This window comes from Stenotrophomonas sp. YJH_SMC_119, from assembly GCF_059368315.1.
In genome coordinates, this window is the sequence record NZ_JCAFRP010000015.1 from 49,147 (window position 1) to 73,738 (window position 24,592).

Here is a 24,592-nt window from a genome sequence, read left to right on the forward strand (position 1 = left end):
CGATCCCCCTTTGTCCCCCTGGCTCGCCATGTCCGTGCGTCCTGCCCCTGTGTTTGCCCCGCTGACCGCCCGCGCCCTGGTGCTGGCGGTACTGGCGATGGGCGCGGTGGTGCTGCTGTCCAACGTACTGGTGCAGTACCCGATCAACGATTGGCTGACCTGGGGTGCCTTCAGCTATCCGGTCGCGTTCCTGGTCAGCAACCTGATCAACCGCCGCTTCGGCCCGGGCCCGGCGCGCCGCGTGGCGTGGATCGGCTTCCTGGTGGCGGTGGTGTTGTCGGTGTGGGTGGCCACGCCGCGCATCGCCATTGCCTCGTGCTCGGCCTTCATCGTGGCGCAGCTGCTGGACATCACCGTGTTCGACCGCCTGCGTCGTGGCAGCTGGTGGCGCGCACCGATGGTGGCCACCACCTGCAGCGCGACGGTGGATACCACCATTTTCTGGTCGATCGCGTTTGCCGGTTCCGCCCTGCCGTGGGTGAGCTGGGCAGCGGGCGACCTGGCGGTGAAGCTGGCGATCGGCGTGTGCCTGCTGGCCCCGTTCCGCGCGTTGTTGTGGAAGATGGCGCCGCTGCGGGCCACCAGCTGACCGCACATGCTCTGGTGCGTGCCGACCGTTGGTTGGCACGCTCCATCGGAGTTCATTACCGCTGGCGGATTGTGCCGACCAACGGTCGGCACCTACCAGGAGCAGGCATCGCAGGGCCATTGATTCGGTGGGTGCCGACCGTTGGTCGGCACGCCCTGCAGAACTCATTGCTGCCGACAGATTGTGCCGACCAACGGTCGGCACCTACCAGGAGCGGGCATCGCAGGGCCATTGATCCGGTGGGTGCCGACCGTTGGTCGGCACCCCCTGCAGAACTCATTGCTGCCGACAGATTGTGCCGACCAACGGTCGGCACCTACCAGAGCGGGCATCGCAGGGCCATTGATCCGGTGGGTGCCGACCGTTGGTCGGCACCCCCTGCAGAACTCATCGCTGCCGACAGATTGTGCCGACCAACGGTCGGCACCTACCAGAAGCAGGCATCGCAGGGCCATTGATCCGGTGGGTGCCGACCGTTGGTCGGCACGCCCTGCAGAACTCATCGCTGCCGACAGATTGTGCCGACCAGCGGTCGGCACCTACCAGGAGCGGGCATCGCAGGGCCATGGATCCGGTGGGTGCCGACCGTTGGTCGGCACGCCCTGCAGAACTCATCGCTGCCGACAGATTGTGTCGACCAACGGTCGGCACCTACCAGAAGCGGGCCATCGCAGGGCCATTGATCCGGTGAGTGCCGACCAACGGTCCGCACCCACCCAAAGTGGTTGCAGCATTTGCCCCCGCTCAGGCGAACGGCAGCTCCGCGGCTCTGCACGCTGCCGTAATCGCGGCACACGCCTCTTCAATCGCAGGCGTGGTCGGTGCCAACCGCGGGCGCCGATCCAGCGTGCAGGCCAGGCCCACGTCCAGCAGCGTGGCGTGCGCGCCATGCAGTGCTTGCGCGGTGGCATCCGGCAGGAAACCGGCAACCGCCAGCGCATCGATCAACGACGGCGTATCGCGAGGCTGCAGCAGCGCCGCATGCTGCGCACTGCGTGCCAGCACGCCGGTCTGCAGCAGGAACTCCAGGTCCACTACGCCGCCGGCACCCTGCTTCAGGTCCAGTCGTGCGGCATCGCTGCGGTCCAGTTCGGTGCGCATGCGGCCGCGCATCTTCAGCACGTCCGCATACAGCACACCCGTGTCGCGCTCACGCCCCAGCGTCTGTGCACGCACCTGCTCGAAGTCGGCCAGCAGGCTGGCATCACCGGCCACGCCGCGTGCGCGCACCAGGGCCTGGTGTTCCCAGGTCCATGCGCGTTCGCGCTGGTATTCGGTGTAGCTGGCCAGCGAAGACACCAGCGAACCCTTGCCACCGTCCGGGCGCAGGCGCACATCGATGTCGTACAGGCGGCCGGCGGCGGTAACCGCGCCGAGCAGGGCCATCACTTTCTGCGCCAGGCGCGCATACCAGCGGCCCGGCTCCAGCGGACGCGCACCATCGCTGGCGTCCACCCCGGCGGGGTTGTCGTGCAGGAACACCAGGTCCAGATCGGAACCGAAGCCCAGTTCAAGCCCACCGAGGCTGCCGTAGCCGATGATCGCGAAACGTCCGCCGGGAATCCCGCCGTGTGCGGCGTGCATGTCCGCTTCGGCCATCGCCAGCACGGTGACCACCACCGCCTGCGCCAGTTCGGCCAGTTGCCGGGTGCTGTCCACCGCGCCCTGGCGGCCATCCAGCGTAGCCATCGCCATGCGGAAGCTGAGCGCCAGCCGCGTCTCGTTGAGCCAGCGCAGCGCGGATTCGGGATCCTCCACCGCCAGCACCTGCTGGCACTCGGCCAGCATGCCGGCGGCATCCGGCATCGGCCCGGACACGCGTACGTCCAGCAGTTCGTCCAATAGCAGCGGATACGCCGCCAGGCGCTCGGCCAGCAGCGCGCTGCGCGCCAGCACATCCACCAGCCGCGCCAGCGCACTGGGCTGCTCGTCCAGCAGCGCGAGATAGCTGGTCCGGCGCAGCACCGCCTGCAGCAGGCCAAGCACACGCTTGAGCGCGGCGTCGGGTTGTGGCGAGCGCGTGGCCGCATGCAGCAGTGCCGGCAGCACGCGATCCAGCCGCGCACGCGCCGCATCGGACAAGGACTTCACGCCGGTGCCCTGGGCGAAATCGCGCAGCGACTGGTCAGCGCCGTTGGCATTGAGGAACCCGGCTTCAACCAGCAGTGGTGCGTTGCTGCCTTCGGGCAGGCTGCGCCAGTAGTTGGCCAGCGCGTCGGGCGCGGCCTGGCCCTTGCGCGGCGCCAGCAGCGCGGCGAATTCAGTACTGACCCGCTGCTGCTGTTCGGCCAACGCCGCGCGCAGCACGTTCCAGTCCGCATAGCCGAGGCCGACGGCAATGCGTTCGCGGTCCAGCGCGTCGCTGGGCAGTACGTGGGTCTGCGCGTCGCGCAGCATCTGCAGGCGGTTCTCCAGCCGGCGCAGGAACAGGTAAGCCTCGCGCAGTGCGGCGCCATCCTCGGGCGCGATCTGTCCGGCGGCGACCAGTGCATCCAGCGCCACCAGCAGGCGACGCTCGCGCAGTGCCGGTTCACGGCCACCGCGGATCAGCTGCAACGCCTGGCACAGGAATTCGATTTCGCGGATGCCACCGGCGCCACGCTTGATGTCCTCGTGCAACTCGCGGCGCGCGACCTCGGCGGTGATCGCCGCCTTCATTTCGCGCAGGCCATCGAGCGCGGTGAAATCGAGGTAGCGGCGGTACACGAACGGGCGCAGGGTCTGCAGCCACGCTTCACCGGCGGCGATATCGCCGGCCACCGCGCGCGCCTTCAGCCACGCGTAGCGTTCCCAGTCGCGGCCCTCGCGCTGGAAATACTGGTCCATCGCCGCGAACGACAGCGCGACGCGGCCGGCGCTGCCGAACGGGCGCAGGCGCAGGTCGACACGGTGGCTGAAGCCATCGACGGTGGTTTCGTCCAGCAGCTTGGCCAGGCGCTGGCCGAGGCGGGCGAAATACTCTTCGGCGGCCAGCGCGCGCGGGCCATCGGATTCGCCGCCGTGCGGATAGGCGTAGACCAGATCGATATCGGAACTGAAGTTGAGCTCGCCGCCGCCCAGCTTGCCGAGGCCGAACACGACCAGCTGCTGCGGCGTGCCTTGGTCATCGGCGATGACCCCATGGGGCTGGGCGAATTCCTGCTGCAGGGCCTCCAGCGCAAGCCGCAGGCAGTCTTCGGCCAGGGTGGTGGCGCCGGCCAGGGTCTGCGCCACGTCGTCCAGCCCGGCAAGGTCGCGCCAGATCAGCCGTGTGGACATCGCCGCACGCCAGCGCCGCAGCTGTGCCGGCCAGTCGCTGGGCTGCAGCGGGTCGAGCACCGGGGCCGGGATCGGCGGGCAGCCGGGCGTGGCCAGCTGCGCCAGCAGCGCGGGTTGACGCACCAGGGTGTCCAGCGCGAAGTCGCTGGCCACCGCCAGCCGGGTCAGCAACGGCAGCAGGTCGGCCGGGATGGGCTCGGGCAGGACCTGGGCCAGGCGCGCCAGGGCGCGGTCGACAAGAGGCTGCAGGGAGGCGGGCAGATCAGCGGGGGCGAGGGTCATGGGCTGATTGTATCGACCCGGCCGGGGCGCAACGGACCCGGTAGCGCCGGCCGCTGGCCGGCAACCCCGGTAGCCTTCGGCAGCATCATCGGATCTGCCGGCCAGCGGCCGGCACTACCAAGTCAACGGATCTGCCGGCCAGTGGCCGGCATTACCAACAATGGAGGCCGCGCATTCATACTGGGCGACAGGCAATAAAAAAGCCCGCTTGCAGCGAACTGCCAGCGGGCTCTGCTCCCTCCCCCACGTCGGGATGCAGGGCCATCGTGCGGGCTGCGAAAGCACTTTGCACGCTGCACTGCAAAACAAAACCGACGGGTTTGGGTGAGCCCCTGGGGAAAAGCCATTCCACGAAGGTAGAACCCCCCGTACGGATGAGGATGGCCGATAATCGGAATTCCCCCCAGCAACACGTGTCGTCATGTCTGTTGATCGCATCGCCAACGCGCGTCTCCGTGACCGCGTGGTCTCCGCAGAGGCCGCAGCCGCGCTGATCCAGCCCGGTGAAACCGTGGCCATGAGCGGCTTTACCGGCTCCGGGTATCCCAAGGCCGTTCCCGTCGAACTGGCCCGCCGCATTGAAGCGGTGCATGCCCAGGGCAACCCTTTCCAGATCAAGCTGATGACCGGCGCCTCCACCGCGCCGGAACTCGATGGCGCGCTGGCCAAGGCCGATGGCATCGCCATGCGCATGCCGTTCCAGAGCGACCCGGATGCGCGCAACCGCATCAACGAGGGCAAGCTGGACTACATCGACATCCACCTCAGCCACGTTGCCCAGCACGTGTGGTTCGGCTTCTACGGCGAGATCGATACCGCCGTGATCGAAGTCTCGGCCATCCGCGAGGACGGCTCGCTGGTGCCTTCCACCTCGGTCGGCAACAACAAGACCTGGCTGGACCTGGCGAAGAAGGTGATCGTCGAGGTCAACGAATGGCAGCCGGCCGGCGTCGACGGCATGCATGACATCTACTACGGCACCGCGCTGCCGCCGCACCGCAAACCGATTCCGCTGGTGAACGCCAACGACCGCATCGGCGACACCGCGCTGCGCTGCGACCCGGACAAGATCGTGGCCGTGGTACGCACCAACGGCCCGGACCGCAACAGCCCGTTCAGCCCGATCGATGCGACCAGCGAGCAGATCGCTTCGCACCTGATCGAGTTCCTCAAGCACGAAGTGAAGAAGGGCCGCCTGCCGCCGAACCTGCTGCCGCTGCAGTCGGGCGTGGGCAACATTCCCAACGCGGTGCTGGCCGGCCTGGCCAAGAGCGGTTTCCGCGACCTGGCCGCGTTCACCGAAGTGATCCAGGACGGCATGCTCGACCTGCTGCGCGACGGCGTGCTGAGCTACGCCTCGTGCACCGGCTTCGCGCTGAGCCCGCAGGCCAACGAGACGTTCAAGGAGAACATCGATTTCTACCGCGAGCGCATCATCATGCGCACGCAGGAGATCTCCAACCATCCGGAACTGGTGCGCCGCCTGGGCTGCATCGGCATGAACGGCATGATCGAGGTGGACATCTACGGCAACGTCAATTCGACGCACGTGATGGGCACGCGCATCATGAACGGGATCGGCGGTTCGGGTGACTTCGCCCGCAACGGTTTCCTGTCGGCGTTCCTGAGCCCGTCCACCGCGAAGAACGGCACCATTTCGGCGATCGTGCCGATGGCCAGCCATGTCGACCACACCGAGCACGACGTGTCGGTGATCGTGACCGAACAGGGCCTGGCCGACCTGCGTGGCCTGACCCCGCGCAAGCGCGCGCAGGTGCTGATCGACAACTGCGCGCATCCGGATTTCCGTCCGCAGCTGCAGGATTACTTCGACCGCGCCAGCCGCGAGAGCTACGGCAAGCACACCCCGCACCTGCTGCCGGAAGCGCTGTCGTGGCACCAGCGTTGGCTGGATACCGGAACGATGAAGGGCTGATTGCGTTGGGGGTCAGAGCCCTTTTCTACCAAAAGGGGATCTGACCCCGATCATGCGCAACGTCGGGGTCGGATCCCTTTCCACAGGAAAGGGCTCTGACCCCAGCTACGGAATCGGGTAGAGCCGGGCGCTGGCCGGCTTCCCCAACAGCCGGCCAGCGGCCGGCTCTACCTTCACGCGATGCGCAGGCTCGCCAGCGATTCGGCCTGCAGCCGCTCATAGATCTCGAACTCGTCATGCACCGCCACGCCCAGCGCCTGCTCGAAGGCCTCGCGGTTGGCATGTGCGGCATAGGCGCGCTGTTCTTCACCACCCAGGTTCGACTGGAAGATGCCCGCGGCACTGACCGGCAGGAAATCCTCATAGACGATCGGGTCGGCCGTGGCCAGGCCGGCGGCCACCAGCACTTCGGCCGGCAGATCCGCCACGCGCTCGGGCGCGGCACGGCCGGCGTCGGTCAGCTGGTAGCGGTAATAGCCCAGTCCTTCCTGGCGCAGCGTGTCATGGTCATCCGGGAAGCTGGCGAACACCGCCTGCAGGCGCTGGCCGTAGTCGCCGCCAGTGCTGCCTTCGCCACCGGCATCGCGTGCCTGCGACAGCAGCTGGTCGTACAGCGCGCGGCCCTTCGGGGTGAGCGCAAGGCCGCGCTGTTCGATCTCGCCGAAGCGCGCGGTGTGGGTGCCGGCATCGCCGCCTTCGCCGCCCGGGAAATGCACGGCCTCTTCCAATGCCTTGAAGCTGGTCTGGCGCAGCAGGATCGGGCAGGCGCGGCGCGGCGGGCCCTCGATCACCGCCTTGGCCGCCATGCCGTGTTCGATCATCGCCGCCTGCGCAGCGTCGATGTCCAGCGTGCGCGGTGTCAGGTGATTGATGTGCGGGCCACGGAAACTGACCACGTCGGCCACCAGGCGGTGCGCGTTGTGCAGCGCGTGGTAGGTCGGCAGGTCGACGGTGGCATCGCCGTGCCAGCGGAAGGTTTCCAGCGCTTCGTCGACGAAGCGTTCGGCATCGGCCTGCGACAGGCCGCCGTCACGCTCGGCCTGGTCGATCAGTGCCAGCGCGCCGTCGGTGAAGATGCGGCGGCGCGCAAGGATCTTCGCCGATTCGGCACGCAGCGCTTCGTCTTCGATCAGCTCCAGGCGCAGCAGCGAGGTGAACACGCGGAACGGATTCTGCGCCAGCGCCGCGCCGGTGAGCGGGCGGAACGCGGTGGAATGCACCGGCACGCCCGCGACCGACAGGTCGTAGTAGCCGACCGGGTACATGCCCATCACCGCGAACAGGCGGCGCAGCGTCGCCAGTTCCTGAACGGTGCCGACGCGGATCGCGCCGTGGCGCTCTTCATCCAGGCGTGCGCGCTCGTCGTTGCGCTGCAGCTGCGCGGCCAGCGCCGGGTCCTGCTCCAGCACCTGCGCGTTGATCCGCTCCACCAGTTCCACCAGCGTGCCGTACAGCGGCACTTCGGTGCGGTACATGCGGGACATGGCCTGTGCGAACAGGCGGCGGATCACATCAGGCGAAACCAAAGAGGCGCTCATCAGTCACTCGATTACGGGAACGGGGGAACAGCTCGGACCCGTATTGTCGCCGGAGCGCGCGGTGGCGGCGATATGCAGAGCAACATGAAACAAACCGGCAGTGCCGGCCGCTGGCCGGCAATCTCCGGATGCCTGGAAGGGTGCGATTGCCGGCCAGCGGCCGGCACTACCGCTTGAGCTGGCGCTTCAGGGTGGCATCCAGGGCGATCGGCCGGTCCCAATGCTGGTAGCTGGCCACGATGGCGTGGCGCACGGCACGGTAATGCAGGTTGTCCGGCCTGGTGGGCATCCGCTTCACCACCGCTTCCCAGCCGCCGTCCGGGTCCTGGCTGAAGGCGCGCACGCTGTCGCGGCAGGTCTGGCCGCTGGCCTTGGCCCAGAAGCAGGCGAAATAGATGTCCCCGGCCTGCCAGCCATGGGTGGTGAACAGCGCGCTGATGTAGCCACGGGGCACGTCGGCATAGCGCGATACCTCATCGAGAAAGGCATCCGGGTAGCGTTCGGCGTAATGGTTGATGTCCTGCAGCTGGGCATCAACCCAGCTGTCGCCGGTTGCCACCTCATACGCAGCCGAACGCTCGGCGGTCTGCTGGGCCAGCACGGTGGCCGGCGCCAGCAGCAGGGACAACAGCAACACGCGCAGTCGGTAATTCATGCCCCGATTCTGCCGCAGCCGCCGGGCCCTGTCAGCTGTCAGGCCGCCGCAGCGGCCTTGGCTTCGATCGCCGCCAGTGCGGCCGGCCAGTCGTGGGCGGTGTCGGCGGTGACCATGCGCGGTTCATCATCGGCGACGCCGTGCTGGGTCTCGTGGGCCCAGGTCACTGCGTACGGGGTATGCACGCCCCAGCCTCCCAGGGTAACCACCGGCTCGATGTCCGAACGCAGCGAGTTGCCGACCATCACGAAGCGCTGCATGGGCAGGTCGAATTCGGCCAGCACGCGGGCGTAGGTTTCCGGGTCCTTCTCCGAGACGATCTCGATGCGCGGGAACAGCTCGCCCAGGTTGGCGACCTTGATCTTCGCTTCCTGGTGGAACAGGTCGCCCTTGGTGATCAGCACCACCGGGTAGTGCTCGGCGATGGCCGCCACCGCTTCGCGCACACCGTCGATCAGTTCGACCGGGTGGCGCAGGGTGTCGTGGCCGATATCCAGGATGCGCTGGATGTCCTTCGCTTCGATGCGCTGCCCGGTGATGTCGATGGCCGCTTCGATCATCGACAGCGTCATGCTCTTCACGCCGTAGCCGAAGGTGCCCAGGTGGCGCTGCTGCACTTCCAGCAGGTGGCGCGCAGTCTGGGTGTCGTGCACGTCGACGTAGCGCGACAGCAGGTCAAGGTAGTCCTGCTCGGCCTTGCGGTAGTAGTCCTCGCTCTTCCACAGCGTATCGTCACCGTCAAAACCGACCAGGCCGATGGCGCGCGACGGCGCAGGCGTGGAGGTGTTCATCGCGCAAGGATACAGGGGCCGTGGTGACGAAAAAAACCCGGGCGGCCGAAGCCGCCCGGGTTCCCATACGCCCCGATACAGGTCTTACCTGCCCTGCGCACCCTGCGCTGCGCCGCCGGCGCCGGCCTGCTGGGCGGCCACATAGGCCTTGTACTCATCGGCGCTCAGCTCGCCGTCCTTGTTGGTATCAGCCTGGTCGAACACCTGGGCCAGGCCCGCGTTCACCTGCGCCTCGGTCTTGCTGATGGTGCCGTTGCCATCGGTATCGATGCTGGCCCAGGTCTGGCCACCGCCGTTGGCCTGCGCCGATGCGGCTGCGGCAGCGTTGGTCGCCTGGTCGGCGGCCTGGCCGGCCTGTGCAGCCGCCTGCTGGGCCTGTGCGGCCTCGTTCTGCGCATGCGCCGCCTGCTGCTTGGCCGACTGGGCCATCGCCGGAATGGCCAGCACGCTGCCAGCGGCGACGATCAGGGCGATCAGGGGCTTGCGGTTGCGAATAGTCATCAGGGGTGTCTCCTGCCAATTGGGTGGTGTTGCGCGGCGTGTTGTCTCCGCACGGCACCTACCCTGCCACTCCGTTTCTGAATCGATTTTGCCCCGCGACCGGCGTCAACACGCACCATTAACCACTCGCCCCCGCGCATGCATTAGCGCGGTGGTTAGCAGCAAGTGAGCAGCTCATAAGATGCGCATTCAGCGCTGCCGGATTTAACCGGCAACCAACGAAAAACCTGCGTCAGTCGACGGTTTTTTCCGATGACCGCGAACTGAACAACACCCAGCCGAGCGCAACACCGGCGAGCGCACCGGCGATTTCCAGCACCACGCGGCTGCCGAGTTCGTTCGGATCGTGGATGGTTGCCAGGAACAGGCGCGCGTACAGCGGCGACTCCAGCCGCACGATGCCCATGTAGAACAGCTTCCATGCATCGATGCCGGCGGAGATGATCACGGCGATGACACTGGACCACCCGATCGCGTGACCCGCGGTCCAGTGCAGGAGCCGGCACAGCTGCGACCACAGGACGTACACCAGCAGCCCGACCAGCAGGGCGATGGCGCCGGCTTCCAGGGTACCGAGCAGGCCGAAGTGCAGGGGAAGGTTCATCGGGTGGGCAGGGATGAAGAGGCGGCCAGTGTAAGGGATCTGCCCCGGACCCAATCCGGTAGCCCCAGTAGATCCACGCCATGCGTGGATGAATCTCCATCGAAATCGAGTATCTCGACGATTGAACAAAAAGCAGCTGAACAAAAAGCAGCCGATGAACAAAGAGCAGCCGAGTATGGGCTCGGCTCTACAACGGACCGCGCGGGAAACTGTCAGAGGCTGGGCGGTGCCGGAGTGCGGGGTGTCAGCCGCATGGATGCGGCTGCCAAGCCTCCATGGACGGATTTACGGCGTCCCCGCACTCCGGCACCGCCCAGCCAACCCACGGAACGCACGCTGTTGCTGTTGCGTCTGATGTTGCCGGCCAGCGGCCGGCACTACCGCGGGTGCAGGGCGCAGCCCTGCCGATACCCCTACCGCACCGGGACGTCGTACGCGGTGCCGGGATCCGGTTCGGGCTGCAGGGTGTAGTGCCACCACTCCTGCGGATAGTTGACGAAGCCGTGGCGTGCCATCGCCTGCACCAGCTGCTGGCGGTTCGCCTGCTGCACAGTGCTCAGCCCGCTCGTCCGGGTATGCGCGCGCGGGCCAAAGAAATCGAAGTCGGTGCCCATGTCCAGCGGCGTGCAGGCGCCAGTGCGGCAATCCAGCAGGCCAAGATCAACCGTGGCGCCACGACTATGGCCAGAGCGCTCGGCGATGTAGCCGTCGGCCAGCAGCCGTGGCTTGTCCAGGTCCGGGTACTGCTGTGCCTTGCGCGAGAGTTCGCGCGGATCGTTCACCCAGGCCATGAAGGCCTGCACCGAGCGCACCGGCCGGTAGCAGTCGTAGAGGCGCAGGCCAAAGCCCTGCGCGCGCAGATCCTGTTCTACCTGCGCCAGCGCTTTCGCCACGGGCGCCAGCAGGTAGCAGGATGGCGCCTCATAGCCGGGCACGCGCGCGCCGGTGAAGTTGTTGGCATTGGCGTATCGGATGTCCATGTCGATGCTTGGCGACAACGTGCGGATTTCCACCAATCCGGCGCTGGCCGCATCGGTGGCCGGCGAAACGCGCGGTGGCTCAGCGGCGTCGGCGGTCGCCGCCAGGGCAGTCGCCAGTACGAGTGAAATGCAGGTCCTGGAAGTCATAGCTGAAGTCGATGTCCGGATCGATGGCACGCAGGTCCAGTGTCGGCGCCGGGCCCTCGCCCGGCTGCAGCCACGCCTGCGTCTCGTCACCCAGCGTATCCCAGCGCAGCAGCCAGTGCCCCTGCAGTTGCAGCACCGTGGCCTGCAGTCGGGGCGACTTGTCCACGCTGAAGCGCAGGCCATCCTTGCCCGGGCACAGCGAAGCCGGGCCCAGCCAGGGGTCGGAGTAGCGGCCCTGCCAATGCGGCAGGTCATTGCCGCGTGCCGGCGGTGCGGCGGTGGTCGCTGGCCGTTGATGACCAGATGCTGCCTGCGCTGCCCGGTCAGCCTTCAGTTCGGCCAGGTACTCCATCGCAGGGCGCGCATCGTCTGGTGCGGTGAAGCGCTTCAGCGTGGCCTGCATCAGCGCCGTGCGTGCATCCTCGCCTTCGCCGTTGATCAGCATCACCACGCCGACCCTGCGGTCAGGAAGCAATGCCACCGACGAGTACATGCCCGACAACGTGCCGGTATGCGCCACCTTCCACTGCCCGTCCATGTCCGACACCCGCCAGCCATATCCATAGCCGTAGAAATGCGCGTTGTCCCAGCGCCGCTGGCGTTCACCCAACGGCATCGGCATGTGCAGGGTCCACAGCGTGCGCCGCTGCTCGCTGCCCAGCCAGTCCGGCACCAGCGCGGGATCGAGCAGCACCTGCATCCAGCGTGTCATGTCGCGCAGCGAACAACGGATGCCTCCCGCCGCCATCGAGGGCAGGTCCGGGCTGATCGCAGCATCGGCGTTCACCACTTCGTTGCGTTCACCACGCCAGGCATGCGGCTGTGCCACGTTGCCCACGTGTTTCACCGACCACGCACCCACCTGGCAGCGCGTCATGCCCAGTGGTTTGAACACCTGCTCGCGCATCAGCTGGTCATACGGCTTGCCACCCGCTGCCGCCGCCACTTCGCCGGCCACCACATACATCAGGTTGTCGTAGGCGTAGTGACTGCGGAAGCTGCTGACCGGCTTGAGATGCGCCAAGCCGGCGATGATGTCGGCGCGGGTGAACGCGTTCGGCTCCGGCCACAGCATCAGGTCCCCGGCGCCCAGGCCAAGGCCACTGTTGTGGATCAGCAGGTCGCGCACCTGCATCTGCTCGCCCACCCACGCATCGTGCATGCGGAAGCCCGGCAGATGCCGCTGCACCGGATCATCCCAGCGCAGCGTGCCCTGCTGCACCAACCGCGCCAGCAACGCAGCGGTCATCGCCTTGCTGTTGGAGGCGATCTTGAACAGCGTGTCCTCGTTGATGCGGCCGCCATCGCCGCGCGCCCCCTCTGCATGGCGATGGACCACCTGTCCGTTCTCGACCACCGCCAACGCCAGCCCGGGCAGATGCTCGGCCCGGACCACGGTCGCGATGTCGGCCTGGATGGCTGCACTGTCGGCCGACGAAGCGGACGGTGCGGCCAGTGCCGCCGCGAGGATCAGCAGGTGGTGCATGCGGGCAGCTCCTCCATTGCCCGCGCCGTCACGGTGGACGGCGCGGATCGTGGCCTCAGAAGTTCCAGGTCACCACCAGCTGGGTGTAGCGCGGTGCCTGCCAGCGCGTACCGGTAGCGAACGTCGCCTCGCGATACTGGCCGGGCTGCGCCTCGTAGCGCTGGTGCACGTTGATGGTCTTCTGGTTGTTGAACAGGTTGTACACCGACAACCGGGCACTTAGGTCGATGCCCTCCACCGGCAGGCGCCAGGTCACGTTGGCGCCCATGGTCCAGGTCCACGGCAGGCGACCAAACGCGCCGCGCGGGCTGTACTCGAACTGGCGCTGGTTGTACGGGCCCGAACAGTTGGCCACGCACAGCCAACCGGTGCCACCACCACTGCCTTCACTGGACGTGCTGCCACCGGCGATGGAGTCGTTCGGCCACATCACGCCGTAGGCGGTGATCGGGCCACCGGACTGCACCTGCAGCGTGGTGCCGAACGACCACTGCTTGTTCAGCGCATACGCGGCACGCAGCTTGAACTGATGGCGGAAATCGTTGAACAGAACCCCATAGCGTTCATTGGTGGCCGGGTGGTCCCAGAACTGCACCATGCCGGTGTCGCCGTAGTTGGTATCGGAGTTTACCGGGCCTTCGAAGTTGCCCTCGCTCTTCGACCAAAGGTAGGACGCGTTGAACATCCACTTCTCGTCCCAGGCGCGGTCGATCTGGAACTCCAGCGCCTTGTAGGTGCGCTTGGGCTTGGAGTAACCGATCACCTCGCCGCTGCCGCCCTTTCGATAGCCGCTGTTGGCGGTGTCGATGGTGATCCAGCCTTCGTTGGCGCAACCGATGCTCTTGTCGCCCCAGATCGTCAGGCTCTCGCCCGGGTTGGCGATCGGCCACAGCGTGCTGGGGGTCGGGCCGCACGGGGTGTAGTTGATGCGGATGTCATCCAGCGCGCGGGTCATGCGCCGGTAGGTGGCATTGACGCCCCACGACCAGGCCTGGTTGATCATGTTCTGGAAGCCCAGGATGTATTCGTCCTGGTAGACCGCCTTCAGGTCGCGGTCCACGCTCTGGCGCAGGTCGGCACCGCCGGTGTTCATGCGGGTGTCGGTCGGCCCGATCTGCTGGCCGACGATCGGTGCCATGTACGGCGAACCGGTCGGCGAGGTTTTCTGCTCCCAGCCGTTCAGCACGTAATAGCTGTATTCGTCGGTCAGGCCACCGGCGAAGTTCACGTTGATGTTGTTGGTGACCGGCAGGTAATAGCGGCCGGCGTTGCCGAACAGCTTGGTGCTGCCATCGCCGCGCATGTCCCACGAGAAGCCGACGCGTGGCGCGATCAGGTCGTCCATCTTGATGAACGCCTTGCCGGCGGCGGTGCGGTTCTCGAAGCGGTCCCAGCGCACGCCGAGGTTCAGCATCAGGTTCGGGGTGATGTTCCAGATGTCTTCCAGGTAGAAGGCATTGGCCTCGGTCTCGAAGGTGCCGCCGGAGCGGCGGTTGCGAGCGCGCAGCATCTCGGTGACGCCAGCCGGTACGTAGGCGTTGGCGCCATCCCACACTTCATCGCCGGGGCGCGCCACGTAGGCGGTGTAGCTCAGCTCGGTCGGCCCTGGGTAACGGGTGGACTGCTTGGTGGTCATCAGTTCGCGGTCGACACCGAAGCGCAGCAGGTGATCACCGAGCTGCCATTCGAAATCCAGGCGCGCGACATCGCGGGTGTCATCGCGCTCGGCCACCGCCGCGCCGGTCGGGTGGCAGCCCGCGCGCAGCCCCTGCAGCTTGCCCAGCCGCGGGCCGTAGGTGCTGTCGGTGAACACCGGGCTGCAGGCCTGGTCCAGCGACGAATTGGTGAAGGCACGCTGCTTGTTCTGGCCGACCATGGCGCGCGCGGTGAAATTCTGGCCGAAGTGGCCGGTGTAGGTGGCCGACCAGTTGCGGCCGCCGGTCTCGGTGACCGAGTCGCCGCCCCAGGAACCGATCCGGTCCGCATTCCAGTTGTAGCCGTACGACGCATTGGTGACATCGCCCTCGTCGGAGAACGCCAGCAGCGCCAGGCTGTGGTTGTCGTTGATGTTCCAGTCCAGCTTGGTGCCCCAGAAGCCGTTGCCGGAGTCGTTCTTGAACCAGATACTGCCATCGGACGAGGTGTTGTGGCCCTTGTCGCTGCGGTCCTCGTACATCGCGAACAGGAACAGCTTGTCCTTGACGATCGGCCCCGAACCCCAGACGTTGGTCTTCAGGAAGGAGTTGTTGTCGCGGCTTCCGTAGGAATGCGGGGTGCCGTCGCGGTGGAAATGATCGCCGCCACTGGCGCGCCACGCACTGGGCTCGGCGGTGACTTCAATGCCGCCTTCGAACTCGTTGCTGCCCGAACGGGTCACTGCATTGATCACGCCACCGGTGGAGCGGCCGAACTCGACCGAGTAGCCACCGGTCTTGACCTGGAATTCCTTGAAGAAGGCGAACGGCGCGGTGCTGAAGCCACGACGGGTATACATGTCGGTGACATTCAGGCCGTTGATGAAGACCGCATTCTCGGCCACCGATGAACCGGCGAACGACAGGCCTCCGAATGACGAGTTGCCGCCGACCACGCCCGGCGCCATCAGCGCGACCGCGGACAGGTCCTGCGCTACCGGCAGCCGCGAGATCTCCTGGCGGTTGATGTTGAACGAGGTTTCGGTGGAGTACACATCCACGCGGTTGACCACGCGGGTGCCAACCACCTGCAGTGCATCCAGGTTGGTGACACCGCCGCCGCTGCCCAGATTGACCGTGGTGGTACCGCCGACGGCAACGCTCACCGATACCTGGTCGCCCAGCTTCTGGCCATCGCGGCTGAGCTGCAACTGGTAGTCGCCCACCGGCAGCTGGCCGAGGCGGTAGCTGCCATCGGCGCCCACGGTGACGGTACGGGTCAGGCCGGTGCTGCTGCTGACCACGGTCACCTGGTCACCGGCGGTTGCACGGCCGGCGACTGCACCGCTCACGTTCTGTGCCATCGCGATGCCGGGCAGCACTACGCCCAGACACGCCCCGAGGGCGACGCACAACGCCGCCCGCTTGATGCTGTAAGCCTTCATCCCCTGCTCTCTCCTGCAAGAATTGAATGGTGTGGAATGCGATGTGTCGCGCTAGCGTTGCCTGGCTGGCAGTACCCGCCACTGGAAGTCGTAGCTCCATTGGTCGAAGTACAGGTTGCCGCCTGCCCACTCGGCCTCGCCGCGCTGCGAGTCGACCGTTTCCGAGCGGAAGTGCTGCTTGGCCGGCACGAAGGGCTGGCCGAAATCGTCGTTGAAAGCAATGCGGTAGCCGTCGAGGCCACCCAGATAGAAATCGCGCAGTGCCGGCACATCGCTGGCAAGCGCGCCGGTGGTCACGTCCATCGGCAGCCAGCCGTATGGCGCCAGGTAGACCTGTCCCCAGTCATGCAGGTTGTTGTAGCCGCTGCCGTCGCTGGAGAACACCATGCCCGACTGCCAGCGTGCAGGAATGCCGTTCATGCGCAGCAGCGCGATCAGCAGCAGGGTCTGCTGCCCGCAATCCGCATGGCCGGCGCGCAGCGCATGATCACTGATGTTGCTGAGCGTCGAGTATTCACGCGCACCGGCCCATGGAATGCGGTCCACGGCGGCAAACAGCTTGCGCACCACTTCATAGGGGCGCGTCTCGCCCTGCAGCACCTGCTCGGAGAACAGCTTCAGCGCCGGGGTGAAACGCACATGCGGCAGCTGCTCGGCCAGATAGGGCTTCAATGCGGGATCATTCGGGGTGGCCTGCACCTTCGCAGGATCGATCGCGGTGTGTCGCGCGAAGACCGTTACCGCATAGCGGATCTCGAACCGGGTCGGCTTGCCGGCTACGGCTTTGGCTTCCAGATAGGCGGTGCGCTGCAGGGTACTGGCCGGTGCCACCCGTGCCTTGCCCGGGGCGCTGCCCAGCCACTGCACCTGTTCCTGCTGGCCCGGGATCTCGCGCGGGTATGGAATCCAGGCGCGTACGGTTTCACCCGCCGGGACGGCATCGGCTTTCACCGTGAGCGACTGGGTGAACTCAATGCGCTGCGGCAATACGGACGCCTGGCCACTCTGTTCGGCTGCGGCAAGCACGCGCGCGTGGTGCGCGTTGAGCACTTCGTTCGGGCCCGGCGGTGACATCGGTGCATCCGCGCGGCGGCGTGCGCGTGCTTCGTCACTGAGCAGGAACAGGTTCGACGGTGCGCGCTTGAAATACCAACGCGTGCCATCGATATCCAGATGCTCGATCAGGCCGAGTTGATCCCAGCGCGCGAACTCCTCGTCGGTCAGGTCCGGAATCCAGCGGCGCACGGCCGCCTTGGCGGCGGTTTCGTCGAGGGAAAAATCCAGGCGGATGCGGCGCATGCGTTCTTCCTGGAACGCGATGTCGTCGAAACTGACGCCAGGCTCCGCCGCGTCGGCGGCCGACCAGGTGTTCAGTTCGCTGTGAGCTTCAAAGAACCGTCCCGCGTCGATCATCTGCACGACGCGCGCAAACTGGACGGCCGAGGGCGGCGGTTCCGCTCCCGCCGACCACACCCACAGCAGCAGCGCGGCACACAGGCCGGCAGCAGCAGGCAGACGCGGTTTGCGAACGGCAGGATCCACAGCGACACTTCCCCAGCGCGGGTGGTAACGGCTGTGTAACACGGGCCGGGATGCCGGTCAATAATTTATTCTTGCTTTCGATGCCAAAAGGAATAAATATTCCAACAGGCATTCGAGGAGGGTGTGCACCGCATGAGCCTGGCTTCCCGCGAACCGCACCGGCGTTGGCCGCGCCGGTTGACCCTGGCCCTGTGCCTGCTGGCCGCACCGGCCTTTGCACAGGCGGCACCACCGCCCGACCCGGGTGCGCCGCTGCCCTATGTGATCGGCCTGCACGAGGCCTACCTCACCCCGCAGTACTGGGCCGCGCGCCTGGACAACGCTGATGCGCCGATTCTGGATCGCGCGCAGATCGAGGCGCAGAACGCGCGGATGCGGGCGCAGGACAACCATATCCAGGACATCGCCACACTGCCCGCCCAGCTTGATGCGGCGACGGTGCGTGCCAGCATCAGCGCGCTGTCCAGCTGGCCCACGCGTGCACTGTTCAACGAGACGGGCCAGGCCATCGCTCCCGCGCTGCGCAGCGGCATCGAAGCCAACCTCGGCCTCGATGCGATTCCTGCCCAGGTGGCACCGGCCTATGGGCTGGTGGTGAAGCGCGCGGCACTGCGTACCTTCCCCACCCGCGAGCGCGTCTTCAGCACCGCCGGTGACACCGACATCGACCGCTTCCAGGAATCGGCGCTGTTCCCCGGCGACAAGGTCGCGGTGGTTCACCGCAGTGCCGACGGCCGCTGGCTGTTCGTGCACAGCGAGCGCTACAGCGCGTGGATCGAAGCCGACGCCATCGCCAGCGGCGACAAGGCCACGGTGCTCGGCTATGGCGCGAAGGGCCCGTACCGCATTGTCACCGGCGCCACCGCGCAGACCGCCTACACCCCGGAGGAACCGCGCGTATCGCGCCTGCAGCTGGACATGGGCGTACGCCTGCCGGTGCTGGCCGACTGGCCCGCTTCAGAACCCGTGAACGGCCAGCAGGCGCATGCCTCGTGGGTGGTGCAGCTGCCGGTGCGCGAGGCCGACGGGCGTCTGAAGCTCGTACCGGCGCTGCTGCCGCGCTCGCAGGACACCGTCGCCGACTACCTGCCGCTGACCCCGCGCCTGCTGCTGCAGCAGGCCTTCAAGTTCCTTGGCGAACGCTACGGCTGGGGCCACGACTACGACACCCGCGACTGCAGCGGGTTCGTCTCCGAGATCTACCGCAGCTTCGGCGTGCTGCTGCCGCGCAATACCAGTGCACAGGCGGTCAGCCCGGCACTGGATCGCCTGCCGTTCACCGACAAGGTCGGCAAGGCCGCGCGCGACCGTGCGGTCACCGAACTACAGGTCGGCGACCTGGTCTACATCCCCGGCCACGTGATGATGGCCATTGGCCACGTCGACGGCCGCACCTGGGTGATCCACGATACGGCGGGCGGCAGCTGGTTCGGTGCCGACGGCACGCGCGTGCAGGCCCATCTCAATGGTGTTTCGGTCACGCCGCTGGAGCCGATGATGGCCAGCGATACCGTCCGCTACATCGACCGCATCACCAACATCCAGCGCCTGCGGGCCAAGACCCCCTGAATGAAGATCACTGCCATCGAACTGGGCATGCTGCGCGTGCCGCTGAAGACGCCGTTCAAGACTGCCCTGCGCACGGTGGAAACCGTGGAAGACGTGGTGGTGCTGATCCGCACCGACACCGGCAACACCGGTTACGGTGAAGCCCCGGCCACCGCGGTGATCACCGGCGATACGCACGGCTCGATCATCGAAGCGATCCGCCACTTCATCGCCCCGCGCCTGATCGGCCAGGACGTGGTCAACCTCAACCATCTGTGCACGCTGGTGCAGACCGCGATGGAGCGCAACACCAGCGCCAAGGCAGCGGTGGAGATCGCGCTGTACGACCTGTGGGCGCAGCTGCACGGTGCGCCGCTGTACCAGATGCTCGGTGGTGGCGACCCGGTGATCACCACCGACATCACCATCAGCGTGGACTACATCGACAAGATGGTGGCCGATTCGCTGTCGGCCATCGAGCGCGGCTTCGAGTCGCTGAAGATCAAGGTCGGCAAGGACATCGGCCTGGACATCGAACGGGTCAAGGCGATCCATGCCGCCGTGGAAGGCCGCGCCCTGCTGCGACTGGATGCCAACCAGGGCTGGACCGCCAAGCAGGCGGTGCATGCGATGCGTACGCTGGAAGAGGCCGGCGTGGTACTGGAGCTGCTGGAACAACCGGTGAAGGCGGCTGACATCAGCGGCCTGAAGTACGTCACCGATCGCGTCAACACGCCGGTGATGGCCGACGAGAGCGTGTTCAGTCCCAGCCAGGTGATGGACCTGATCCAGCAGCGCGCGGCCGACATCATCAACATCAAGCTGATGAAGACCGGCGGCCTGTCCAACGCGATCCGCATCGCCGACATCGCCGGCATCTACGGCGTGCCGTGCATGATCGGCTGCATGATCGAGTCGAGCATCAGCGTGGCTGCCGCCGTGCACCTGGCCGTGGCCAAGAGTGATGTGATCACCAAGGTTGACCTCGACGGTCCCTCGCTGGGCCAGTTCGACCCGGTCAGCGGCGGCGTGCATTTCAACGAATCGGAGATCAGCATCAGCGACGTGCCGGGGCTGGGCATTACTGAGGTGCGTGGGCTGGAGATGCTGGGGTGATTTGCGCCTTGCGGCTGGCTTGGTCCTCAACTGATCCTGGGTCGCGCGTTACTTTTCTTTCCGCGGAAAGAAAAGTAACCAAAAGAAACGCTCCGCCGGCCGCGAGCCGACGTGCTGCGCACGCCGGTACCCTGCGCTCCTCGGTCCGTCGAGGGACGGCGCGGAACTCGCTGCGCTCAAACACCCGCGCCTCTTCGCCCTCGCCGGACCTGCGGTGCTCGGCTCGCTTGAAGGCGGACTCAACGACAGCTCCGGGTAGATCCACGCCACGCGTGGATGCTCCTGCTTCTGCTCTACCTCGTATCCTCTTCGCGGCTGGCACGCGCGCGATCTGTCCGGGGTCGGGCGGGCGGGGCTTGCGGGGGTGTCCGCCGCATGGATGCGGCGGCCAAGCCTACACGGACGTACTTGCGGCGTCCCCCGCAAACCCCGCCCGCCCGAGCCACCACATAATCTGCTCTACGCTGCCAACCGCAACGCGCCTATCCATGTCCGGACGCCCCGCATGCCGCCCCTGCTGAAGATCCGTTCCGAGCGCGGGCAGATGTCGGCCATCGAGCGCCGCATCGCCGACTTCATCCTCGACAACGCCCACCTGCTGCGCGACTACTCGTCCCAGCAACTGGCCAGCGCGCTGGGCATCAGCCAGTCCAGCGTGGTGAAGTTCAGCCAGAAGCTTGGCTTCAAGGGCTACCCGGACCTTAAGTACTCCATCGGCCAGGATGTCGCCCGTGCTGGCGCCGATCCGCAGCAGGCCCCCAGCGAACCCGACAGCGGCGACGACTACCTGCGCCTGGGCGACACCCTGCGCCGCAGCAAGGCGCAGGCCGAGGAGGAAACCCGCCAGGCCAACCCACGCGAGGAAATCGAGCGCATCGTGCAGCTGCTCGACGGCGCGCCCAAGCTGTTCGTGTACGGCCTGGGTGACGACGGCCTGTATGCCCGCGAGTTCGCCATGCGGCTGTCGCTGCTCGGCCTGCTGGTGGTGCCGCATACCGACCCGATCCTGATGCTGGCCAACCTGTCGGCCGCGCGCCCCGGCGATGCGCTGCTGGTGTTCTCCGAATTCGGCAACCTGCCGCAGCTTTCGCAGCTGTCGCGCCAGTTCCAGGACATGGGTGGCAAGGTGATTTCCATCACCCGCCATACCGCCAACCCGCTGCGCGCGCATGCTGACGCAGCGCTGGTGGTGTGCGCGCACGAGCGCACGCCGCAGGTCGCGCAGCTGCTGTACCGTAGCGCCATGCACGCCCTTCTCGATTTCCTGTTCGTGCTGCTCTGCCACACCAATCCGGACCGCCAGCAGCAGCTGGCGGTGAACCTGGAGCGGATCGACCACCTGCTGGATTCCTGACCGGAGCACCTGTTGATGAAATCGCTGGTCCGTCTCGCTACCGCTGCACTGCTGCTTGCCGCGGCGGTATCCGTCCACGCTGCGCCGCTGCAGGGTGCGCGCCAGCTGATCGTGGTCACCAGCGAAAGCTGGGACAGCACACAGGGCCAGCTGCAGGCCTATGTGCGTGATGGCAAGGGCTGGCATGCACATGGAGAGGCGTTCCCGGTGGCACTGGGCCGCACCGGCAGCGCCTGGGGCCTGGGCCTGCACCCGGCGCAGGCCGATGGCCCGCAGAAGCAGGAAGGCGATGGCCGCAGCCCGGCAGGCGTGTTCGCGCTCGGCAGCGCGTTCGGCTATGCCGTCACCCGCCCCGGCACCGCCATGCCCTACCAGCCGATGCTCGACAGCAGCTACTGCATGGATGTGCCGGCGTCGCCGTTCTATAACCGCATCGTCGACGCGAAGAAGGTCGGCAAGGCAGCTGTGGAAGGCTCCACCGAGCCGATGCGGCTGGATCTGCACAACAAGGGCGACGTGCGTTACCAGGAGGGCTTCGTGATCGCCCACAACCCGGACAACCAGCCCGGCAAGGGCAGCTGCATCTTCGCCCATCTGTGGCGCCAACCCGGCGAGGCCACGGCCGGCTGCACCGCCATGCCGCAGGCCCGCATGCAGGCCCTGCTGGACTGGTTGCGGCCGCAGGATGCGCCGCGCTTCGTGCTGCTGCCGCGCGCCGAGTACACGCGCCTGCAGGCCCAGTGGCAACTGCCCGCACTGCGTGGAGACGCCCGTTGAGCGCGCAGGACGAACCGCAGCTGCAGCGCGCGGTCAGCCGCTGGCAGATCGTCGGCTTGTCGATCAACGATGTGATCGGCAGCGGCATCTACCTGCTGCCGGCCGCCACCGTCGCCCTGCTCGGCCCCTTCAGCCTGTGGGGCGTGGTCGCTGCCGGCATCGTGGTCGCCCTGCTGGTGCTGTGCTACGCGCAGGCCGCCAGCTACTTCGATGAGCCCGGTGGTAGCTACCTGTATGCACGCGAGGCGTTCGGGCGCTTCGCCGGGTTCGAGATCGGCTGGATGATCTGGCTGACCCGCATCAGCTCGGCGGCCGCACTCAGCAACGCGCTGGCCGATGCCGTCGCGCGTTTCTGGCCGTGGGCCGGTGCCGGCATGGGGCGCATCGCGGTGATCGTGGTGTCGCTGGGCTTCCTGACCGGCGTCAACATCATCGGCGTGCGCTCGGCCGCGCGCACCGGCGTGGTGCTGGTGATCGGCAAGATGTTGCCGCTGCTGCTGTTCGTGGCCATCGGTGCGTTCTACATCGACCCGCAGCTGGCGTTCTCCGGCCAGCGCCCCGACCCGCACGACCTGCAGCGCATGGGCGAGGCCGCGTTGCTGCTGCTGTACGCCTATGCCGGCTTCGAGAACATCCCGGCCGCCGCCGGCGAGTACCGTAATCCGCGTCGCGATATTCCGTTCGCGCTGATCACCATGATCATCACCGTCACCGTCATCTACGGCGCGGTGCAGGTGGTGGCACAGGGAACGCTGGCCGGCCTGGCCAGCTCGGCCACGCCGCTGGCCGATGCCGCTGCCGGCTTCGGCGGCGAAGCACTGGCGCTGATCCTCACCGTAGGCGCGACCATCTCCATCCTCGGCACCAACAGCAACACGATGATGATGGGCCCGCGCTTCCTGTTCGCACTGGCCCGCGATGGCTATGGGCCGAAGATCCTGGCGCAGGTGCATCCGCGCTTCCACACGCCAGCCGCGTCGATCCTGTGCCAAGGCCTGATCGCGCTGGGCCTGGCCCTGTCCGGTTCGTTCGTGCAGCTGGCCCTGCTGTCGATGACCACGCGCCTGTTCGCCTACATCGGAACGGCCGCTGCGGTACTGGTGCTGGCCAAGCGCTATGCGGACCGGCCGGGCGCACTGAAACTGCCGGGTGGTCCGCTGATTCCGGTACTGGCGCTGCTGCTGTGCCTGGCGCTGTTCGCCAGTGCCAGCTGGCAGAACATCGCTGCTGCGCTGGTGGCGTTCGCCATCGGCGCGGTGATCTACAAGCTGCCGCGAAAAGATGCCGACGCCGGATGATCGATAGCGCCGGGCCATGCCCGGCGGATTGATCTGGTGATCACGCAGCCGGACCGGGCCGTTAACCGCCACGCAGGCAGGATCAGGCTTCGTCCACAACGGAGCCTTCCATGACCGAGTACCAGATCCCCGGCCGCGTACCGGACGACAGCACGCCGCGCGATGCGGTCAGCAACTACTGGCGCGAACGCTACACCGCCGAACCGTACTACGACGACCAGCTGTTCTTCGAGGACTATGAACCGGCCTACCGCATCGGCCATGCCGCGCGTGCGCAGGACATGATCCGCGCCTACGAACAGGTCGAAGCTGAACTGGAGTCGCGCTGGGCCAGCGAGCGTGGCCGCAGCCGGCTGGAATGGGCGCAGGCACGCAATGCCGTGCGCCGTGGCTGGGAGGACGCGCAGCAGGCGGATCCGCTGTTGAAGCGATAGCGCCACGCTTTTGTCGGGCCGAGCCTACGCTCGGCTCGACTCAACAAACGCCGCAGGACAGCCGAGCATGGGCCCGGCTCTACACATTCACTCCTGTTCCGGCAGCGGCGGCACGACCGCGCTGCGCTTGCTCTCACCGCCACCGGCGGCGATCAGGTCGCGGGTGTTCTTCTGCACCGCCACCGCGCCGAACAGCGACAGTGCATACGCCATGCCGTAGAAGCCCTTCTCGCTCGGTGCCAGCGTGGCATTCCACAGGCCAACCAGCAGCAGCATCAACGCCGACAGCAGTGCGAACCAGCACAGCGCGTAGTACAGGCCACTCACCGGAATGCCCTCGACGCGGTCACGCACGCTCTTCTGCAGCGACACCGCCGCGAACAGGCCGAACAGCAGCAGGGTCAGGTAGTAGCCCTTTTCGTTGAGCGCCATCGTGGCGTTGAACAGACCGATCAGGTAGGCCGCCGCACCCAGCAGCAGGGCCACCCATGAGGCGGCGATGAAGGCGGTGGAGGGCTTGTGGGGCATGGCAGTGTTCATTGCAGATCCTTGGCAGGCAGACGGGCACGCTTTGCCCGGGCGTGCCCACCCTAGACGATCCCGCCGCGCTCGCACAGGGGTCGCAGGACCTTCGGGCCACGACGCTCACGGCGCCGGTGGTATACAAGGGACAGCCC

Annotated in this window: 19 protein-coding genes; 8 read left to right on the plus strand and 11 right to left on the minus strand. The window is 66.9% G+C overall.

The genetic code is table 11. From position 1 onward, the window contains the following. Positions 1 to 28 precede the first annotated feature (28 nt). Entirely contained in the window at positions 29 to 589 is a 561-nt protein-coding gene (locus AC5P6S_RS18335) for a queuosine precursor transporter (protein WP_049403715.1), read from the plus strand. Positions 590 to 1,333: 744 nt separating this feature from the next. On the opposite strand, the gene glnE is transcribed toward AC5P6S_RS18335, so the two are convergent. Next, entirely contained in the window at positions 1,334 to 4,129 is a 2,796-nt protein-coding gene (glnE, locus tag AC5P6S_RS18340) for a bifunctional [glutamate--ammonia ligase]-adenylyl-L-tyrosine phosphorylase/[glutamate--ammonia-ligase] adenylyltransferase (RefSeq protein ID WP_065183821.1), read from the minus strand. A gap of 421 nt (positions 4,130 to 4,550) precedes the next feature. On the opposite strand from glnE, the gene scpC reads away from it, so the two are divergent. Beyond that, the gene (scpC, locus tag AC5P6S_RS18345) at positions 4,551 to 6,065 is read left to right on the plus strand and encodes a succinyl-CoA:acetate CoA-transferase ScpC (protein WP_005407828.1); all 1,515 of its coding nucleotides are present in this window, start codon (positions 4,551 to 4,553) and stop codon (positions 6,063 to 6,065) included. A 173-nt stretch (positions 6,066 to 6,238) separates the two neighbouring features. On the opposite strand, the gene hglS is transcribed toward scpC, so the two are convergent. From hglS to AC5P6S_RS18390, 9 genes are all read right to left on the minus strand, one after another. Beyond that, a complete protein-coding gene (gene hglS / locus AC5P6S_RS18350) occupies positions 6,239 to 7,603 on the minus strand; it encodes a 2-oxoadipate dioxygenase/decarboxylase HglS (RefSeq protein ID WP_049418543.1) in 1,365 nt (454 codons plus the stop codon). A 166-nt stretch (positions 7,604 to 7,769) separates the two neighbouring features. Continuing rightward, positions 7,770 to 8,258, minus strand: a complete 489-nt coding sequence (locus AC5P6S_RS18355; protein ID WP_495204710.1) for a hypothetical protein — start codon at positions 8,256 to 8,258, stop codon at positions 7,770 to 7,772. Between the two features lie 38 nt (positions 8,259 to 8,296). Then, positions 8,297 to 9,049, minus strand: coding sequence for an HAD family hydrolase (locus AC5P6S_RS18360; RefSeq protein WP_012478958.1), 753 nt, complete (start codon positions 9,047 to 9,049; stop codon positions 8,297 to 8,299). Between the two features lie 84 nt (positions 9,050 to 9,133). Then, entirely contained in the window at positions 9,134 to 9,550 is a 417-nt protein-coding gene (locus AC5P6S_RS18365) for an EF-hand domain-containing protein (RefSeq protein WP_005407824.1), read from the minus strand. 232 nt (positions 9,551 to 9,782) lie between these two features. Then, positions 9,783 to 10,154 carry a hypothetical protein gene (locus AC5P6S_RS18370; RefSeq protein ID WP_099490645.1) on the minus strand — a complete coding sequence of 124 codons (372 nt, stop codon included), beginning with the start codon at positions 10,152 to 10,154 and terminating at the stop codon, positions 9,783 to 9,785. A gap of 413 nt (positions 10,155 to 10,567) precedes the next feature. Next, positions 10,568 to 11,281 (minus strand): M15 family metallopeptidase, encoded by a 714-nt coding sequence (locus AC5P6S_RS18375; RefSeq protein ID WP_049397776.1) that lies wholly within the window; start codon positions 11,279 to 11,281, stop codon positions 10,568 to 10,570. Further along, the gene (locus AC5P6S_RS18380; protein WP_049397775.1) at positions 11,214 to 12,767 is read right to left on the minus strand and encodes a serine hydrolase domain-containing protein; all 1,554 of its coding nucleotides are present in this window, start codon (positions 12,765 to 12,767) and stop codon (positions 11,214 to 11,216) included. The genes AC5P6S_RS18375 and AC5P6S_RS18380 overlap by 68 nt, the downstream gene beginning before the upstream one ends. A 55-nt stretch (positions 12,768 to 12,822) precedes the next feature. Then, on the minus strand, positions 12,823 to 15,846 hold the full coding sequence (locus tag AC5P6S_RS18385; RefSeq protein WP_495204711.1) for a TonB-dependent receptor: 3,024 nt from the start codon (positions 15,844 to 15,846) through the stop codon (positions 12,823 to 12,825). 51 nt (positions 15,847 to 15,897) lie between these two features. Then, the gene (locus AC5P6S_RS18390) at positions 15,898 to 17,388 is read right to left on the minus strand and encodes a transglutaminase-like domain-containing protein (RefSeq protein WP_044569427.1); all 1,491 of its coding nucleotides are present in this window, start codon (positions 17,386 to 17,388) and stop codon (positions 15,898 to 15,900) included. A gap of 132 nt (positions 17,389 to 17,520) precedes the next feature. Between AC5P6S_RS18390 and AC5P6S_RS18395 the strand changes: the two genes are divergently transcribed. The 6 genes from AC5P6S_RS18395 (at position 17,521) to AC5P6S_RS18420 (ending at position 23,915) form a co-directional block, all read left to right on the plus strand. Continuing rightward, a complete protein-coding gene (locus AC5P6S_RS18395; protein WP_495204712.1) occupies positions 17,521 to 18,957 on the plus strand; it encodes a C40 family peptidase in 1,437 nt (478 codons plus the stop codon). Continuing rightward, positions 18,958 to 20,052, plus strand: a complete 1,095-nt coding sequence (locus AC5P6S_RS18400) for a dipeptide epimerase (protein ID WP_005412042.1) — start codon at positions 18,958 to 18,960, stop codon at positions 20,050 to 20,052. 505 nt (positions 20,053 to 20,557) lie between these two features. Continuing rightward, the gene (locus AC5P6S_RS18405) at positions 20,558 to 21,406 is read left to right on the plus strand and encodes a MurR/RpiR family transcriptional regulator (RefSeq protein ID WP_005407816.1); all 849 of its coding nucleotides are present in this window, start codon (positions 20,558 to 20,560) and stop codon (positions 21,404 to 21,406) included. A gap of 15 nt (positions 21,407 to 21,421) precedes the next feature. Next, complete coding sequence (locus AC5P6S_RS18410) at positions 21,422 to 22,183, plus strand: L,D-transpeptidase family protein (RefSeq protein ID WP_043035505.1); 762 nt, start codon at positions 21,422 to 21,424, stop codon at positions 22,181 to 22,183. Then, positions 22,180 to 23,481, plus strand: coding sequence for an APC family permease (locus AC5P6S_RS18415; RefSeq protein WP_005407814.1), 1,302 nt, complete (start codon positions 22,180 to 22,182; stop codon positions 23,479 to 23,481). Before AC5P6S_RS18410 ends, AC5P6S_RS18415 begins: the two co-directional genes overlap by 4 nt. Positions 23,482 to 23,591: 110 nt before the next feature. After that, entirely contained in the window at positions 23,592 to 23,915 is a 324-nt protein-coding gene (locus tag AC5P6S_RS18420) for a hypothetical protein (protein ID WP_005412038.1), read from the plus strand. Positions 23,916 to 24,002: 87 nt separating this feature from the next. Here the strand turns inward: AC5P6S_RS18420 and yiaA are convergent, their stop codons facing one another. Next, positions 24,003 to 24,455, minus strand: a complete 453-nt coding sequence (gene yiaA, locus AC5P6S_RS18425; protein WP_005407812.1) for an inner membrane protein YiaA — start codon at positions 24,453 to 24,455, stop codon at positions 24,003 to 24,005. Between the last annotated feature and the right edge of the window lie 137 nt (positions 24,456 to 24,592).